The organism is Paenibacillus sabinae T27 (assembly GCF_000612505.1).
GTDB lineage: Bacteria > Bacillota > Bacilli > Paenibacillales > Paenibacillaceae > Paenibacillus_AQ > Paenibacillus_AQ sabinae.
In genome coordinates this window covers 3,574,960-3,590,692 of record NZ_CP004078.1, presented here as the reverse complement: position 1 = coordinate 3,590,692, position 15,733 = coordinate 3,574,960, and the positions used below count along the sequence as shown (strand labels likewise).

Annotated in this window: 15 protein-coding genes; 9 read left to right on the top strand and 6 right to left on the bottom strand. The window is 57.0% G+C overall.

Going from position 1 to position 15,733, the window contains the following annotated elements:
* Positions 1 to 26: 26 nt before the first annotated feature.
* The gene (locus PSAB_RS16555) at positions 27 to 596 is read right to left on the bottom strand and encodes a thymidine kinase (protein ID WP_025335707.1); all 570 of its coding nucleotides are present in this window, start codon (positions 594 to 596) and stop codon (positions 27 to 29) included.
* Between the two features lie 140 nt (positions 597 to 736).
* Between PSAB_RS16555 and PSAB_RS16550 the strand changes: the two genes are divergently transcribed.
* Genes PSAB_RS16550 through PSAB_RS16540 form a run of 3 tightly spaced genes read left to right on the top strand, consistent with a single transcriptional unit; the run spans position 737 to position 4,534 of the window.
* Positions 737 to 946 carry a hypothetical protein gene (locus PSAB_RS16550; RefSeq protein ID WP_025335706.1) on the top strand — a complete coding sequence of 70 codons (210 nt, stop codon included), beginning with the start codon at positions 737 to 739 and terminating at the stop codon, positions 944 to 946.
* 11 nt (positions 947 to 957) lie between these two features.
* Entirely contained in the window at positions 958 to 2,700 is a 1,743-nt protein-coding gene (locus PSAB_RS16545; RefSeq protein WP_025335705.1) for an ABC transporter ATP-binding protein, read from the top strand.
* A complete protein-coding gene (locus PSAB_RS16540) occupies positions 2,681 to 4,534 on the top strand; it encodes an ABC transporter ATP-binding protein (protein ID WP_025335704.1) in 1,854 nt (617 codons plus the stop codon). The genes PSAB_RS16545 and PSAB_RS16540 overlap by 20 nt, the downstream gene beginning before the upstream one ends.
* Before the next feature lie 58 nt (positions 4,535 to 4,592).
* On the opposite strand, the gene PSAB_RS16535 is transcribed toward PSAB_RS16540, so the two are convergent.
* The 3 genes from PSAB_RS16535 to PSAB_RS16525 form a co-directional block, all read right to left on the bottom strand.
* Positions 4,593 to 5,015: a DUF1801 domain-containing protein gene (locus tag PSAB_RS16535; protein WP_025335703.1), complete on the bottom strand. Its 423-nt coding sequence runs from the start codon at positions 5,013 to 5,015 to the stop codon at positions 4,593 to 4,595.
* A gap of 39 nt (positions 5,016 to 5,054) precedes the next feature.
* The gene (locus tag PSAB_RS16530; RefSeq protein ID WP_025335702.1) at positions 5,055 to 6,218 is read right to left on the bottom strand and encodes an acyltransferase family protein; all 1,164 of its coding nucleotides are present in this window, start codon (positions 6,216 to 6,218) and stop codon (positions 5,055 to 5,057) included.
* Positions 6,219 to 6,492: 274 nt separating this feature from the next.
* Positions 6,493 to 6,795: a DUF2627 domain-containing protein gene (locus PSAB_RS16525; RefSeq protein ID WP_025335701.1), complete on the bottom strand. Its 303-nt coding sequence runs from the start codon at positions 6,793 to 6,795 to the stop codon at positions 6,493 to 6,495.
* A 230-nt stretch (positions 6,796 to 7,025) separates the two neighbouring features.
* On the opposite strand from PSAB_RS16525, the gene lpdA reads away from it, so the two are divergent.
* The 5 genes from lpdA (at position 7,026) to lipB (ending at position 13,940) form a co-directional block, all read left to right on the top strand.
* Positions 7,026 to 8,447 (top strand): dihydrolipoyl dehydrogenase, encoded by a 1,422-nt coding sequence (gene lpdA, locus PSAB_RS16520; RefSeq protein WP_025335700.1) that lies wholly within the window; start codon positions 7,026 to 7,028, stop codon positions 8,445 to 8,447.
* A 295-nt stretch (positions 8,448 to 8,742) separates the two neighbouring features.
* Positions 8,743 to 9,768, top strand: coding sequence for a thiamine pyrophosphate-dependent dehydrogenase E1 component subunit alpha (locus PSAB_RS16515; protein ID WP_025335699.1), 1,026 nt, complete (start codon positions 8,743 to 8,745; stop codon positions 9,766 to 9,768).
* A gap of 3 nt (positions 9,769 to 9,771) precedes the next feature.
* Positions 9,772 to 10,758 (top strand): alpha-ketoacid dehydrogenase subunit beta, encoded by a 987-nt coding sequence (locus PSAB_RS16510; protein WP_025335698.1) that lies wholly within the window; start codon positions 9,772 to 9,774, stop codon positions 10,756 to 10,758.
* 747 nt (positions 10,759 to 11,505) lie between these two features.
* Complete coding sequence (locus tag PSAB_RS16500) at positions 11,506 to 12,939, top strand: dihydrolipoamide acetyltransferase family protein (RefSeq protein WP_025335696.1); 1,434 nt, start codon at positions 11,506 to 11,508, stop codon at positions 12,937 to 12,939.
* Between the two features lie 281 nt (positions 12,940 to 13,220).
* Complete coding sequence (gene lipB / locus PSAB_RS16495; RefSeq protein ID WP_025335695.1) at positions 13,221 to 13,940, top strand: lipoyl(octanoyl) transferase LipB; 720 nt, start codon at positions 13,221 to 13,223, stop codon at positions 13,938 to 13,940.
* 63 nt (positions 13,941 to 14,003) lie between these two features.
* Here the strand turns inward: lipB and prli42 are convergent, their stop codons facing one another.
* Positions 14,004 to 14,105 (bottom strand): stressosome-associated protein Prli42, encoded by a 102-nt coding sequence (gene prli42 / locus PSAB_RS25510; RefSeq protein ID WP_144240528.1) that lies wholly within the window; start codon positions 14,103 to 14,105, stop codon positions 14,004 to 14,006.
* Positions 14,106 to 14,169: 64 nt separating this feature from the next.
* Between prli42 and PSAB_RS16490 the strand changes: the two genes are divergently transcribed.
* The gene (locus PSAB_RS16490) at positions 14,170 to 15,300 is read left to right on the top strand and encodes a M20/M25/M40 family metallo-hydrolase (protein WP_025335694.1); all 1,131 of its coding nucleotides are present in this window, start codon (positions 14,170 to 14,172) and stop codon (positions 15,298 to 15,300) included.
* Between the two features lie 186 nt (positions 15,301 to 15,486).
* Here the strand turns inward: PSAB_RS16490 and PSAB_RS16485 are convergent, their stop codons facing one another.
* Entirely contained in the window at positions 15,487 to 15,690 is a 204-nt protein-coding gene (locus PSAB_RS16485; RefSeq protein WP_025335693.1) for a hypothetical protein, read from the bottom strand.
* Positions 15,691 to 15,733 lie beyond the last annotated feature (43 nt).

Sequence of the window (15,733 nt, the reverse complement as noted above, 5' to 3'; positions counted from 1 at the left end):
AAGATCGAGCGGAGCGTCCGTATGAGCTACAGCGGCGGATTTTTGTGGCATTTGCGGCATACCGGATAATAAGCTTCGTTCCCGCCGATCTGGATTTGCTTGCCGCTGTACACGGGCTTTCCGTCCTCTACCCGCAGCGTCATGGTCGCCTTGCGCTCGCAGAACCAGCAGATCGTCTTCATTTCCTCGATCTTGTCGGCGTAGATCAGCATATATTTGCTGCCTTCGAACAGGTTGTTCTGGAAATCGTTCTTGAGGCCGAACGCCATTACCGGAATGTCCAGTTCATCGACGATGCGGACGAGCTGAAGTATGCTGTCTTGGTTCAGAAACTGGCATTCATCAACGAGCACGCAGTAGGGTTTAGGCTGGCTGCCATTCACGATCCCGAAAATATCCGTAGTTTCGTCAATGGCTATAGCCTGTCTTCGGAGGCCGATCCGCGAGGAGACATAGCCGACCTCGTCCCGGTTGTCGATGGCGGAGGTGAATATAAGCACGGATTTGCCTTGTTCTTCATAATTATGGGCAACCTTGAGTATTTCGATCGATTTGCCGCTGTTCATTGAACCGTATTTAAAAAACAATTGCGCCACTGTCCATCTGTCCCTTCCTGAAAATGCGACCCTATTAGAGTATCATACCCCTGCGGGAGAGACCAGAGTAAAAGAGAACACTGGTTAATTATCGATCCCATCTGTTAAAATAGCTATCATTAAGAGAGGAGCGGGACAGGATGACGGAGAAATCGGATGAAATGAAGGAGCGGCTCGCGAAGCTGAAAGAGGACGGCAAGCTGCCGGCTGAAGCCGAAGCGCTGCTGGACGAACTGATCCTGGAGCTCGCGGAGCTGGAGCGGAGCAACCGGGCGCTGCGGAGGGCCGCGCTGAAGGCGGCGGGGGGACAGGCGATGTCCAGCCGTTTGCGTGACGCCCTGTACGAATAGAGGAGAGCAGTATGCCGCTTATTTTTTCTATTATAAAAAAATACCGGACCGCCGCCGCTCTCGCGCTGCTTATGATGCTGATTGAACTGGCGGTGCAATTGTCGCAGCCGCTGTTGATTTCCAAAATTATTGACCACGGCATCCGGGAGCGGAATCTTGCCGTCGTCTGGCTGTGGGGCGGCATTCTGGTCGGGAGCGCGGCCCTGGCCTTCACTGCGGGCATTCTCAGCTCGTTTTTCGCTTCGCACGCAAGCCAGGGGTTTGGCTCCGATCTGAGGGACAGGCTGTACGGGAAGGTGCAGTCTTTTTCGTATGAGGCGTTTAACCGGTTTGCCGCGTCCACGCTGATTACACGTTTGACCGGCGATGTGACGCAGCTGCAGGATATGATCTTTACGGGTCTCCGGTTTATGTCACGCATCCCGCTATTGGTCGTGGGCAGCGTAATTATGGGGCTTGTCGTCCAGTGGAGGCTGGGGCTCATCCTTGCGCTGATCGTGCCGGTGATGCTCGCCGTCCTTATCGTGCTGATGAAAGAATCGTCGAGGATGTTCCACATGGTCCAGAGCAAGCTGGACAGGGTAAACGGCATTGTGCAGGAGAACTTGACGGGAATCCGGCTGATCCGGGTCTTTGTGCGCATGGGTCATGAGATCGGCCGATTTACCGGCTACAGCAAGGAGCTGATGAGAAGTACGGTATCCGCGCTGCGGCTGACGGAGACGACGATGCCCTTTATTCTTCTTATGATGAATGGCGGCATTCTGCTGCTGCTGTGGCTCGGCCGGATCGAAATCGCCGCCGGCGAGGCTTCGCAGGGCCAGACCGTTGCGGTAATCAATTACTCTTTGCGGACGATCGGCGGCTTGTCCGCGCTGTCCGGGATTGTCGCGGCGTATTCCAGGGCGCGTGCCTCCGCGCAGCGTGTCTCGGAGGTGCTTGCGGAATCCGGTACGGAAGAGACGGAGAACCGGCGGGAGAGCGAGGAGACCGAACGCATCCGGGGCGAGGTGCGATTCGAGGAGGTGGGCTTCCGCTACCCGGGCAGCGACATCGAAATCCTGTCCGGGATTTCGTTCATTGCCCGGTCGGGGGAGCGGATCGCCATTATGGGAGCGACCGGTTCCGGCAAGTCGTCCCTGGTCAGCCTGATCCCCCGGCTGTACGAACCGGCTGCGGGTATGATCATGGTTGACGGGAGGGATGTGCGGGAGATGGATCTGGCCGCGCTTCGCGGCGCTATCGGCTACGTGCCGCAGGAGGTGCTGCTCTTCTCCGGAACGGTGCGGGAGAATATCCTCTGGGGCAATGAATATGCCAGCCTTGAAGAGATTGAAGCGGCTGCCCGGGCGGCGCAAATTCAGGAGACAGTGCTTCATCTTTCGGACGGCTACGACACGATGCTCGGACAGCGGGGAGTCAATCTTTCGGGCGGCCAGAAGCAAAGGCTCAGCATCGCTCGGGCTCTCGTCCGGAAGCCCTCCATCCTGATCCTTGACGACAGCACGAGCGCGCTTGACGCGGTCACCGAAGGAGCGCTGCTGGATGCCTTGAAAGGCATGTCCTGCACGACATTTATCATTACGCAAAAAATCGGGTCGACCCGGAATGCCGACCTGATACTTCTGCTGGACGAAGGAAGGCTGATCGCCAAGGGCAGCCATGAAGAGCTGCTTGCGAGTTCCGGCCTGTACCGGAGTATCTGCGAGTCGCAAAGCGGAAAGGAGGAGGCCGATGTTCAAAACCTTACTTGAGCCGTTCCGCCATCCGCGCCCCGTCATCGAGCTTGGCGAAGGCCGGGGTTTGTCGTCCGGGCAGAAGCCCAAAGCGGCGGGCGCCAAAGACTGGTCCAGCACATTGCAGCGGTTGTGGAGCTTTCTGGCCGAGCGCCGGGTCAAGCTGATTCTCGTACTGGTCATGGTTGTATTCAGCTCAGGCTTCTCGCTTCTTGGCCCGTTTATGATCGGCAGAGCGGTTGATATTTACCTGGAAGGCGGCGGAAGTCACTGGGGGCTTTATTTGATGGGGCTCGGCGCCGTTTATGCGCTTTATTCCTTAACGAGCTGGCTGCAGAACATCTGGATGATCGAAATTTCCCAGGAAACGGTGTTCCGGATGAGGAGCGAATTGTTCTCCCATCTGCACCGGCTGCCAATCTCCTTCTTCAACCGGCGGCAGCAGGGCGAAATCATGAGCCGCCTGACCAACGATATTGAAAATGTAAGCTCCACTCTGAACAGCTCGGCCATCGAAATTTTCACCGGCGTGCTTACCTTGGGCGGAACGGTAATCGTCATGCTGTGGCTCAGTCCCTTGCTGACCCTGCTCACATTTATCGTGGTGCCGCTTATGGCTCTTGGCATGCGCTGGATTACGCGGCGAACCGGTCCTTTGTTCAAGCAGCGGCAGCGGAACATGGGGGAACTGAACGGATACATTGAAGAGACGTTGTCGGGCCAGCGTGTGATCAAGGCGTTCGGGCAGGAGCGACGGGTGATCTCGGGGTTCCGGGAACGGAACAATCGGATCATGCTTTCCGGTTTCTGGGCGCAGTCGATCTCCGGCTTCATCCCGAAACTCATGAACGGGCTGAACGATCTCAGCTTTGCCATTGTCGCGGGATTCGGCGGGATTCTGGCGATCCGGGGCTCGATTACCGTTGGGGTCATTCTTGTCTTTGTGGAATATACACGTCAATTTACCCGGCCGCTGAATGATCTGGCCAATCAATGGAATAGCGTGCTCTCCGCCATCGCCGGAGCCGAGCGGGTCTTTGAAGTGTTGGACGAGGATACCGAAGCGAAGGATGAGAATGCCGCGTCGCCGCTCGGGCAAATCCGGGGCGAGGTGAAGTTTCGGGACGTTTCCTTCTCCTATAACGGTGAAGCGGATACCCTTAACGGCATCAGCTTTGAGGCCAGACCCGGCGAGATGATCGCTTTGGTCGGCCCGACAGGGGCAGGCAAGACGACGCTGATCGGTCTGCTCTCCCGCTTCTATAATCCGTCCAAAGGAACCATTACGATTGACGGGAAGGATCTGGCGTCCATCCGCAGGGAAAGCCTGCGAAGCCAAATGGCGTTTGTTCTGCAGGATACGTTCCTGTTCAAGGGAAGCATCCGCGATAATATCCGCTACGGACGGCTGGACGCCTCCGACGAAGAGGTGGAAAAAGCGGCCAGAATGGCTAATGCCCACTCCTTCATCATGCGGATGCCGGGAGGATACGACCGGATGCTGTCGGCGGACGGCGGCGGGATCAGCCAGGGGCAGAAGCAGCTTCTGGCCATTGCGAGAGCGATTCTCGCCGATCCGGCCATGCTGGTGCTGGATGAAGCGACGAGCAGCATCGACACGGTCACCGAGCTGAAAATCCAGGAAGGCCTGCATTCGCTGATGAAGGGGCGCACCAGCTTCGTCATCGCCCACCGGCTGAATACGATCCGCATGGCGGACCGTATTCTCGTCCTGCGGGACGGGAAGCTGGTCCAGCAGGGCACCCACGAGGAGCTGCTGAAGCAGGGAGGGCTTTACAGCGAGCTAGTTATGGGGGTGGCGGGAGCCGGGGCGAAGCGGCCATCGCTGTAACCCGCCCCGCACCGGGTCGGCGAGACCGGACAGCAGGCAATACACGCGCGGGCGCAGGTCACTCGCCGGGATAAGCTTTTTTCAGAAACGCTACCGATTGGGTGATTAGTGCTTCCAGCACCTCCACCTTGATGTCCGCCACTTTATTGATGTACACGCAGCCCTTTCCGGCTGTGTATTTTCCAAAGTCCGCGAGCAGCGCTTCGCGTTCCGGATCATACGGCGCAAGATAGAGGCTGATCTTGGCCTTTCTGGGCGAAAATCCGACCAGCGGCGCATCGCCCTCATGGCCCGTGGCATATTTGTAATGATAGGACCCGAAGCCGATGATGCTGGGCCCCCACATTTTTGCGGACAATCCGGTTGTTTCTGTAAAAATATCGAGCAGCCTGTACGCGTCCTCACGTTTCTTCGGGTTGTCCACATTTTCGATAAACTCGGTAACGCTGCTGTCGTTTTCTTTCGTTTTTAATTCATACATGGGTGCTGCTCCTTTCCCTGCCGGCTTTGGCAGCCGGTATTACACCACTTCTTGCGCTTCCTCCAGCTTGCGGACGGGTCTGCTTGTCCATTTTTTGCCGAGCTGAATCGAGGGCTTTTCAATCAAATAATACGACAGACATGCCGTGAGAAGCGACAGGCACAGGGCAATAAAGAGCGTCGCCCACATGGGCAGCAGATTGCGGAAAGCGTAAATGCAGGAGAACAGTGCCACCGAATGATAAAGATAGAGGCTGTAGGAGATGTCTCCCAGAAATCGAATCGGCTTTTGACCGAGCAGGTTTGAAATTCTTGGCGAAGACAGCGCCGCCGTAATCAGGATGCAGACACCCGCCGCGATTCCCCAATCGGCAGCCAGCGACACCCAAACCCCGCTTGCGGAGAACAGCCTTTTGAGCACGGCATCGCCAATCCCGGCGTAGGCATAGATCATCAAACCGAGCAGCAGCAGGGCATACTTCTGTCTGACAGTTAAGCGCAGCGCCGCGGATAAGAGATTGACCCGATATTTGGCGACCAGCGCGCCCAGGATAAAGAACGAAAGGTAGTGGAAAGTGAAGTAGAAATTGGAGGAAATCGGACTCGGATTGGCCGGATGCGCCAGATTGTTGAGCAGGACCGATAAGCAGGGCAAGAGCAGGGCCAGAGCGATATTTGGCTTCCAGCTGAATTTCTTGACGAACAGCATGATGAAGGGAAAGATGAGCGAGATTCTTAACTCGACCGACAGCGACCAGAGGACGGGGTCCAGCGCGTAATCTTTGAAGCTGCCGAGCAGAATGACATGCTCCATGATCAGCCGAAAGGACAAGGGCTCGCTCCATACATCCTGGAAAAATGAGCTGAAGCCGGCGTACACACCCGGACGGTAAAACGCGAGGTAAGCCGCAATCGAGCACCCCACGGCGACAATATAGGGGATATAGATCCGGCACAGCCTTTTGATTAAAAAATGCGGGATATTCACTTTTTTGTTATCGGAGTAGAAGGGCAGCGACAGGACAAAACCGCTTAAGACAAAGAAAAAGATGACCGCCTCATGGCCGGCTTTCAAGATTCGCAAGGGGGTGTAGTTCAACGCTTCCAGCCACAGCAATCCGGTGAAAATAAATACAAAATGATGGATGACGACAGACAGGGCCGCGAGCCCTCTCAAGGAGTCCAGCTGATGGTATCTTTTCAATAAGCACACCTCCGCGAACTGGTGATTTGAAATGATTATACATATTTTAGAAAATTGAGGAAATTTTTATTGTTTATTACTGTTTGTAAGGGCGGCAGTTGTGATGATAAAATAACCGGATGGCACAAGACGGGCAAGCCCCGGTTAATGTGCAAATATAAGAATGTATAAGCCTGGTGCTTATCATTTTGACTTATATTTCTACGAGAAGCGTACTTGCGTCTTGAAAGACGCCGTCAGGCGTTTCTTCTTGGGAGGTAGTGCGGGCGGGCAATCAGGATGAGGGTTTGGCAGGCGGCTGCCCGGCTTTGCGCTTCTCCTTGAAGCGGGGGCCGACGTAATTGCGCTTGCGGTCACGGGTCAGAATCCAGCCGCCAAGGAAGCTCATGCCCGCCGCAAACAGGACAAGGCCTCCGGCAAAATGGAGCCAGGCAAACGACGGCGCGGCCGTATGGTCTCCGTGCATGGCCATATAGTCGAAGAGATCGTCTTTCATCATGACGAAGCCCTTCATGGCGAGCAATCCGGGAAATACCAGAATCAGGATGGCGATAAACCGGGAGAATAGCAGCTTCATGCGCATTCCCTTCCTCTCCTTAGCCTAAAGATAAGGGGATTTAAACGGATTTTTCTGCTTTAATGATAACGCTTAAATTTTTATAAGTCTATGGTACTGCGGTAGCTTGCGGAGCGTTCGTGCTGCTTCTTTCGAAAAATTCAGCCGGATTTTCTTATAGCGGCAAAAGAGAGTACAATAGAGTGGATTCATGCGAAATATTTGTGCAAAAGACTGGGGGATACATATTCATGACCATATCATGTGACGTGGCGGTGCTCGGCGGAGGAACCGGGGGCTATGTGGCGGCGATCCGCGCCGCACAGCTCGGGAAGTCGGTTGTCGTCATCGAACAGGACAAACTCGGCGGGACCTGCCTGCACCGGGGCTGCATACCAAGCAAGTCGCTGCTGCGCAGCGCCGAGGTGTATGCGGAAATCGCGGAGAGCGAGGAATACGGGATTGAAATTTCCGGCGTCAAGCTGGCATTCGGAAAAGTGCAGCGCCGCAAGGAAGAGATTGTGGAGAAGCTGCACCAGGGTGTTCAGTATTTGATGCGTAAAAATAAAATACAGGTGCTCAAAGGCAAGGGACGGGTGATCGGCCCTTCGATCTTCTCCCCGCGCAGCGGAGCGGTCGCGGTGGAGCTGGAAGACGGCGAAATGGAGACGGTGGTTCCGGCCAACCTCATTATCGCTACAGGGTCGCGTCCCCGCGCCATTCCGGGATTTGAACCGGATGGACAGTTCATTCTGAGCAGCGAGGAAGCGCTGCGGATGGAGGAACTGCCGGCCTCGATGCTGATTGTTGGTGGCGGCGTCATCGGCGTGGAATGGGCATCGATGCTCGCTGATTTTGGCGTCGAGGTCACGATAGTGGAAGCGTCGGACCAACTGCTGCCCCGTGAGGATAAGGAAGTGGCGCGGGAGCTGCAGCGTCTGCTCAAAAAACGCGGCGTGACCGTAATGACAGACGTAACGGTGAACGCGGGAACAAGCCGGGTGACGGAGGAAGGCGTCAGCGTGGAAGTGACCCGGGGCGGAAAGGCCGAGACGCTGTCCGCGTCCAAGCTGCTCGTATCGGTGGGGAGAGCGGCCAATATTCAGAATATCGGCCTCGAGAACACCGATATCCGCTTCGATAATGGCGTTATCGAAGTGAACGCCAACATGCAGACGAACGAGCCGCATATTTACGCCATCGGGGACTGCATCGGCGGGCTGCAGCTGGCCCACGCGGCGAGTCATGAAGGCATTATGGCAGTCAATCATCTGGCGGGTGAGCCGCTGCATCCGTACCAGCCGCATCTCGTCCCGCGCTGCGTATACACGCGTCCCGAGGTAGCCAGCGTGGGATATACGGAGCAGGAGGCTAAAGACCTAGGTCACGATGTCGCCACCGGCAAGTTCCCGTTCTCGGCGATCGGCAAAGCGCTCGTGTACGGCTCGAAGGACGGATTTGTGAAGGTTGTCGCCGACAAGGCCAGCGGGGATATTCTCGGCGTGCAGATGATCGGCCCCCATGTGACGGATCTGATCGGCGAAGCCGCACTCGCCCAAATGCTGGATGCGACGCCTTGGGAAGTTGGCGAAACGATCCACGCGCATCCGACACTCTCCGAAATCGTCGGCGAAGCGATGCTCGCTGTGGACGGCAAGGCTATCGGTATTTAAACGGAAGTCAGGTTCTGTCAGGGTTCCTGAGAATGGACGACTCCAGCAGACGGGACGACGATAAAAGCGCGCATTATTCTGCAGCGCTCGGGGTGCGGGGCCGAAGCGGGGGGAAACCGGAGCCGGGGCGCTGATATCTGGTGTAAACGGGCGCTAATCGGCTTTTCTTTTTGAAGTCAAACGCTATATAATAGACTCATGCCCGATTAGTACCAGGTTTTAAGATCAGATCAATATATGGATCTGCCCGCCTGCACGAAAGTCGGGGCCTTATGAATAAGGAGGCACCTTTATTATGGATACGCAAGGTACTGTGAACAAAGTGAACAGGCATGAACCGCTTGGACTCACCGACGGCCAAGTGATCGACATGTACCGATATATGGCGCTGGCCCGCAAATACGATGAGCGCAGCCTGCTGCTTCAGCGGGCCGGGAAGATCAACTTCCACGTCTCGGGCATCGGCCAGGAAGCGGCCCAGGTGGCGGCGGCTTTTGCGCTGGACCGGGAGAATGATTATTTTCTTCCTTATTACCGCGACTATGCATTCGTGCTGTCCGTCGGCATGACGACCCGCGAGCTGATGCTGTCGGTGTTCGCCAAGGCGGAGGACCCGAACAGCGGCGGGCGGCAGATGCCCGGCCACTTTGGCAGCAAGCGGCTGCGCATTGTTACCGGCTCCAGTCCCGTGACAACCCAAGTGCCGCATGCAGTCGGCTTTGCGCTGGCCGCGAAGATGCAGAAGAAGAAGTTCGTTTCGTTCGTCACATTCGGGGAAGGCTCCAGCAACCAGGGAGATTTTCATGAGGCTTGCAACTTTGCCGGGGTCAATAAACTCCCGGTCATTATTATGTGCGAGAACAACCAGTACGCGATCTCGATTCCGGCTCACCGCCAGCTTGGCGGCAAGGTCAGCGACCGCGCGCTTGGCTACGGCTTTCCGGGCATCCGTGTGGATGGCAACGACCCGCTGGAGGTTTACCGAGTTGTCAAAGAGGCCCGCGAGCGGGCGCTTGCCGGCGAAGGACCGACGCTGATCGAAGCGATGATGTACCGTCTATCCCCGCACTCCACGTCCGACAATGACCTCGCTTACCGCACCAAGGAAGAGGTTGAAGAGAACTGGAAAAAGGACGGGGTGGCCCGGTTCCGCAGTTATTTGACGGATCTCGGCCTGTGGGACGATGAGAAAGAACGCGATTTCGCGGCCCAGTGCAATCTGGAATTGAAAGAAGCGATCGAATACGCCGACAATGCGCCGTTCCCGAAAGCAGAAGATACGCTGCTGCATGTGTACAGCGATTCCGAGGGAGGGGTATAAGTCATGGCGATGATGGAATATATCGATGCCATCCGGCTGGCGATGAAGGAAGAAATGGAGCGCGACGACTCCGTCTTCGTTCTCGGCGAGGATGTCGGTGTCAAAGGCGGCGTGTTCACGACGACCAAGGGGCTGCAGGAGCAGTTCGGCGCGGAGCGCGTACTGGATACACCGCTTGCGGAATCGGCGATTGCCGGTGTGGCGATCGGAGCTGCAATGTACGGCATGAAGCCGATCGCGGAAATGCAGTACTCCGATTTCATGCTGCCGGCGACCAACCAGATTATCAGTGAAGCGGCCAAAATCAGGTACCGCTCCAACAACGACTGGACCTGCCCGGTCGTGATCCGCGCGCCGATTGGCGGCGGCATTTTCGGCGGGCTGTACCATTCCCAGTGTCCGGAGTCGATCTTCTTCGGAACACCGGGCCTTAAGATCGTCGCGCCGTACTCGGCCTACGACGCGAAAGGGCTGCTGAAAGCCGCCGTCCGCGATCCCGATCCGGTGCTGTTCTTCGAGAACAAGAAATGCTACAAGCTGATCAAGGAGGACGTTCCGGAGAGCGACTACACCGTTCCCATCGGAGAAGCGAATCTGCTGCGCGAGGGCGATGACATCACGGTGATCGGGTACAGCCTGCCGCTGCATTTTGCGATGCAGGCGGCGGCTGAGCTGGAGCGCGAACAAGGCATAACGGCGCATATTCTCGATCTGCGCACGCTTCAGCCGCTCGACCGCGAAGCGATCAAGGCCGCGGTGAGGCGCACCGGCAAAGTGCTGATCGTGCACGAGGATAACAAGACCGGCGGCGTTGGCGCCGAGGTCGCGGCGATTATCGCCGAGGAGTGCCTGTTCGAGCTGGACGCGCCGATCTTCCGGCTCTGCGGCCCGGATGTTCCGGCGATGCCGATCAGCCCGCCGATGGAGAAGTTCTTTATGCTTAGCAAGGATAAGGTGAAGGCGGAAATGCTGCGCCTGGCGCAGTATTAGAGGCTGACGGGCATGTGGCCGCGTGGCGCGGGCAGTTGCCGCTTGTTGCGAAGCGGAGACGGAGGCTTAGTTGGCTGGGGGGCTGGCGGAAAGGCCGAAGCTGCGTTGCTGGCCTGGCCAGCGGAGTGGTGAAGACGAGGCGTACGTTGGCCGTAAGGGCCTAGTGCGCTGGCGGAAAGGCCCTGAGCGCGAGCAAGCTTGGCCGGTCGCAATGGCAGAAGGGCCAAAGCCGCGTTGCTGGCGGAGCCAGCAGATCGGGGAAGGCGAGACGCCCGGAGGCCGTGGGCCTAGTGCCCTGTCGGAAAGGCCCTGAGCGTTAGCAAGCTTGGCCGGTCGCGCTGGCAGAAGAGCTAAAGTCGCGTCTCTTGCGGGGCCAGCGGAGCAGAGAAGGCGAGACGCCCGGAGGCCGTAAGGGCCTGGCGCGCTGGCGGAAAGTCCCTGAGCGCAAGCAAGCCGGCCGTGTCCCCCCTTGAAAGGGAAAAACTCCCCTATATTTGTCTCCAACCGAACAAATCAGGCAATGAACGGGAATTGTTCCCGCTTATTTTGCTCATTTGGATGAAAAAGACGGTTTTTTAGTGAATAAACTGGAGTTTTTCCGTCTTATGTGATAAAAAGCGCTCCATTTCATCGATTAAACGGGAGGAATTCCCGTTTAGCTATTGGATCACGGGCTCACAATGGTTTACAACTGGCAACCAATGAAGACACGGTCTTGTAAGAGCAGGACATCTAAGGAGTGAAAGTATGACCGACAACAAGCAGTTGACGGACGTGACGATGCCGCAGCTTGCGGAGTCGCTTGTATCGGCAACAATCGGCAAATGGCTGAAGAAGCCGGGCGACCCGGTGGAGCAGTATGAGCCGCTATGCGAAGTGATTACGGATAAGGTTAACGCCGAGCTGCCGTCCACCGTGGACGGCGTCATGGGCGACATTCTGGCGGAGGAAGGGCAGACGGTCGCGGTCGGCGAAGTGATCTGCCGGATCGCCGTGCCCGCTCCGGCGGCCCCGGCTTCGGCGGCTCCCGAAGCCGCCGTTCCCGCGCGCGCTGCTGCGCCGCAGCGCGCAGCTTCCGCCGCCGCTGCTCCGGCGGCGGCGCAGCCCGCGGCATTAGGCGCAGCCCATGCCGCGTACAACCCGGACGCGCCGATGCAGGCGCGTTATTCCCCCGCTGTGCAGAGCCTCGCGGCGCAGCACAGCATTGATCTGTCCGCCGTGCCGGGCACCGGCCTCGGCGGACGGGTCACGCGCAAGGACGTGCTAGCGTTCCTTGCGAACGGCCCTGCGGCTGCACCAGCGCCGCAGAGCCGCCCCGCGCCGGAGCCGGCTGCCGGCGCGGCGGCGCAGCCGCACAGCGCGGCGTTCGCCGCCGCGCCGACGGGAGCGCCCGCGCCGCAGGAGACGCTGCCGCCCGTCCGGCATTCCGGGCTGCATCTGTCCGAATCGCCGCGCATCCCCGAGATTGAGGTCGAGAGCGGCCGGTCCGAGTATCTGATCGACGTGACGCCGATCCGTAATACGATTGCGACGCGCATGCGCCAGAGCGTCTCGGAAATTCCGCACGCCTGGACGATGATCGAGGTGGACGTGACGAATCTCGTGCTGCTTCGCAACAAGCTGAAGGACGAATTCAAGCGCCGGGAAGGCATTAATCTGACCTATCTCGCTTTCCTCATGAAAGCCGTCGTCAGCGCGATCAAGGATTATCCGATCATGAACTCCGTCTGGGCCGTCGACAAAATCATCGTCAAGCGGGACATCAACATTTCGCTGGCGGTGGGCACCGAGGACTCGGTGATGACGCCGGTCATCAAAAAGGCCGACCAGAAGAACGTGGCGGGCCTTGCCCGGGAAATCGAAGAGCTGGCGGTGAAGACGCGCGAAGGCAAGCTTCGTCTGGAGGATATGCAGGGCGGAACGTTCACCGTGAACAATACCGGCTCCTTCGGCTCGATTTTGTCTTATCCGATCATCAATTATCCGCAGGCGGCCATTCTGACCTTTGAATCGATTGTGAAAAAGCCGGTCGTCATCAACGACATGATCGCCGTCCGTTCGATGGCTAATATCTGCCTGTCGCTGGATCACCGGATTCTCGACGGCGTCATCTGCGGCCGATTCCTGCAGCGCGTGAAGGACAATATCGAGAACTACAGTATGGAAACGAACGTCTACTAGAAGCGGAAGCGGCTGGCTCCGGATGGACGGGGTCAAAGTGACCTCCGGACGTCCGGAGAGGCCCTTTTTTGAAATTAGCATTAATAAGCTGAATAAACTGAATAAACTGCTAAAAAAACGGAGTATCCGTTTCTTCTTAAAATATAAGATGTATAAGCCGGGCGCTTATCATTTTGACTTCTATTTCTAAGAGAAACGCATCTGCGTCTTAAAAAGACGCCGTCAGCTGTTTCTTCTTGATACAGGCTCCGTGAAAATCGCGGGAAGGGAGATGTTTAAGCATGAACAGCACAGAACCTCGAAAGCTCGAAATATCCTATTTTCCCATGATCGAATACGGCCACGCCTGGGATCTGCAAAAAGAGTCCGTCCGCGCCATCGACGCCGGTGAGCGTCCCGAGCAACTGATCTTTCTGCAGCACCCGCCAACCTATACGATCGGATCGCAAAATCACCCCGAGCATCTGTTGATGAGCGCCGAGCAGCTTCGGGAACAAGGGATTTCGGTGTTTGAAATTGACCGCGGAGGGGACATTACCTATCACGGGCCGGGCCAGCTTGTCGGCTATCCGTTGCTGCGGATCGGCGAGCAAGGCAGAGTGGATCTTCACGGTTACCTGCGGTCGCTGGAACAGGTGATTATCGATTACCTCGCCACCTTCGGGATTGAGGGCGGGAGAAAGCCGGAGTATACGGGAGTTTGGGTCGGCGACGTCAAAATATGTGCCATCGGGGTCAAATTCAACCGAAGCCGCGCGGGTAAAGGCTTTATAACGAGCCACGGCTTTGCGCTGAATATCCGGGAGGGCATCGGGGCGGAAGGCTTCCGGGGGATCATTCCCTGCGGCATCTCGCAGTACGGCGTTACCTCGCTGGAAGAATGCGTAGGCCGCCGGTTCGAGGTGGAAGAGGTCGCCGCGGCGCTCATTCCCCATTTTCTGAACATTTTTCCTTATGGCACGATCGAATCGGACTGGGCGGGAGCCGGGGCCTTCAAATAAAACGAAACAGCGGCCCGGGATACCCGGGCCGCTGGAATAAGCGGGAGAAGCCCCGCGGACTAATTATCCGGCGATGAAAGGCTCGATGACAACCAATAGGGTGGAGGCGACCATTGCCAGCAGCATTACATAAATAAAGATACGGAACCATTTTTGACGTTGCATGAGTGACTCCTTTGAAATTAGTTTAATCCCATTGTAACGTATACTTGAAAGCGAGGGAAGTCCGGTGGTAGTACAAGACCGATTGATTCAGGAGTTTATGGAGCTGGTCCAGATCGACAGCGAGACGAAAAATGAACGGAACATCGCCGATCATCTGATCGCCAAATTCAAGGAGCTGGGACTTGAAGCCGTAGAAGACGATTCCCAGGAAAGAACCGGGCACGGTGCGGGCAATCTGATTGTGACCTGGCCAGCGGAAAATGCGGCAGAGGACGCTCCGAAGCTGCTGTTCACCTGCCATATGGATACCGTCGTTCCGGGTCAGGGAATCAAGCCTACGCTCGGCGAAGACGGCTGGATTACGAGCGACGGCACGACTATCCTCGGGGCGGACGACAAAGCGGGTCTGGCCGCGCTGTTTGAAGGAATTCGGGTAATTAAGGAACAGAGTATACCGCATGGACAAATCCAATTCGTGATCACGGCGGGCGAAGAATCCGGGCTCGTTGGCTCCCGCTCGCTGGACCCGAAATATTTGGACGCGGATTTCGGCTTTGCGATGGATTCCAACGGCGAAATCGGCGCCATCGCGGTAGCCGCTCCGACGCAGGCCAAGATCAAGATGGAAATCTTCGGAAAATCCGCCCATGCAGGCGTCAATCCCGAAGACGGAATCAGCGCCATCCAGGTGGCAGGCAAAGCGATTGCGGCGATGAAGCTTGGCCGAATCGACAGCGAGACGACAGCCAATATCGGCAAATTTGCCGGCGGCGGCCCGACCAATGTTGTCTGCGATTATGTGCAGCTGGAGGCTGAAGCGCGAAGCATTGTCCAGGACAAGGTGGATCTGCAGCTCGCCCAGATGCGTGAAGCGCTGGAAACGACAGTGCGCGGGTACGGGGCGAAATGCGAATTCCGCAGCGAGATCATTTACCCGGCCTTCAGCTTCAACGAGCATGATCCCATTGTACAGCTGGCCGAGCGGGCCATTTCGTCGATCGGCTTGACGCCAAGACGTTTCCCGTCGGGCGGCGGAAGCGACGCCAATGTGTTCAACGGGCTGGACGTGCCGACGCTGAATCTGGCGATTGGCTACGAGAATATCCACACGACCAAGGAGCGCATCAAGGCCAGCGATATCGTCAAGGCAGCCGAGCTGGTATTGGCGATCGTCAAGGAAAGCGCAAGTAAATAAAGGCAAAGCAGCCGCAGGAGCCTGTTCTTGAATTAGAGAGGCCGGCGGCAGCCGCTAGTGTACGCGAAGCTGCTCCATAGACCGGAAGATCGGTTTATGGAGCAGCTTTTTTACTTATTCATCAACAACTGAGGTAGTCGTCCGCCATACCAGAAGATACGGGCATCTTAAAGGGCTTCCCCCGCTTTATATGGCCTGAGGAGCTGCGGGCAGAAGGCGGTTCTCCGGAGTTAGTCGGGTATATTCCGGGGTGTACAGCGACAGCACATACGAGAGCGGCATATCCGGCCCATACCGCTGCTGCAAGGCGAGCAGCTCCTTTCGGATATGGTCCGGTTTTCCCGAGAGAAACAAGCCGGTACGGCGGGTACGACCTACCTGGTTGTTCATGAAGGTTTCCTTCTTTCTATTGAAGTTTGCTATAATACACCGT

Bases quoted from the DNA above. Each gene is read 5' to 3' on its own strand.
- PSAB_RS16550 (WP_025335706.1), top strand. From the start codon at position 737: ATGACGGAGAAATCGGATGAAATGAAGGAGCGGCTCGCGAAGCTGAAA.
- PSAB_RS16545 (WP_025335705.1), top strand. From the start codon at position 958: ATGCCGCTTATTTTTTCTATTATAAAAAAATACCGGACCGCCGCCGCT.
- PSAB_RS16540 (WP_025335704.1), top strand. From the start codon at position 2,681: ATGTTCAAAACCTTACTTGAGCCGTTCCGCCATCCGCGCCCCGTCATC.
- PSAB_RS16535 (WP_025335703.1), bottom strand. From the start codon at position 5,015: ATGTATGAATTAAAAACGAAAGAAAACGACAGCAGCGTTACCGAGTTT.
- PSAB_RS16525 (WP_025335701.1), bottom strand. From the start codon at position 6,795: ATGAAGCTGCTATTCTCCCGGTTTATCGCCATCCTGATTCTGGTATTT.
- lpdA (WP_025335700.1), top strand. From the start codon at position 7,026: ATGACCATATCATGTGACGTGGCGGTGCTCGGCGGAGGAACCGGGGGC.
- PSAB_RS16515 (WP_025335699.1), top strand. From the start codon at position 8,743: ATGGATACGCAAGGTACTGTGAACAAAGTGAACAGGCATGAACCGCTT.
- PSAB_RS16510 (WP_025335698.1), top strand. From the start codon at position 9,772: ATGGCGATGATGGAATATATCGATGCCATCCGGCTGGCGATGAAGGAA.
- PSAB_RS16500 (WP_025335696.1), top strand. From the start codon at position 11,506: ATGACCGACAACAAGCAGTTGACGGACGTGACGATGCCGCAGCTTGCG.
- lipB (WP_025335695.1), top strand. From the start codon at position 13,221: ATGAACAGCACAGAACCTCGAAAGCTCGAAATATCCTATTTTCCCATG.
- prli42 (WP_144240528.1), bottom strand. From the start codon at position 14,105: ATGCAACGTCAAAAATGGTTCCGTATCTTTATTTATGTAATGCTGCTG.
- PSAB_RS16485 (WP_025335693.1), bottom strand. From the start codon at position 15,690: ATGAACAACCAGGTAGGTCGTACCCGCCGTACCGGCTTGTTTCTCTCG.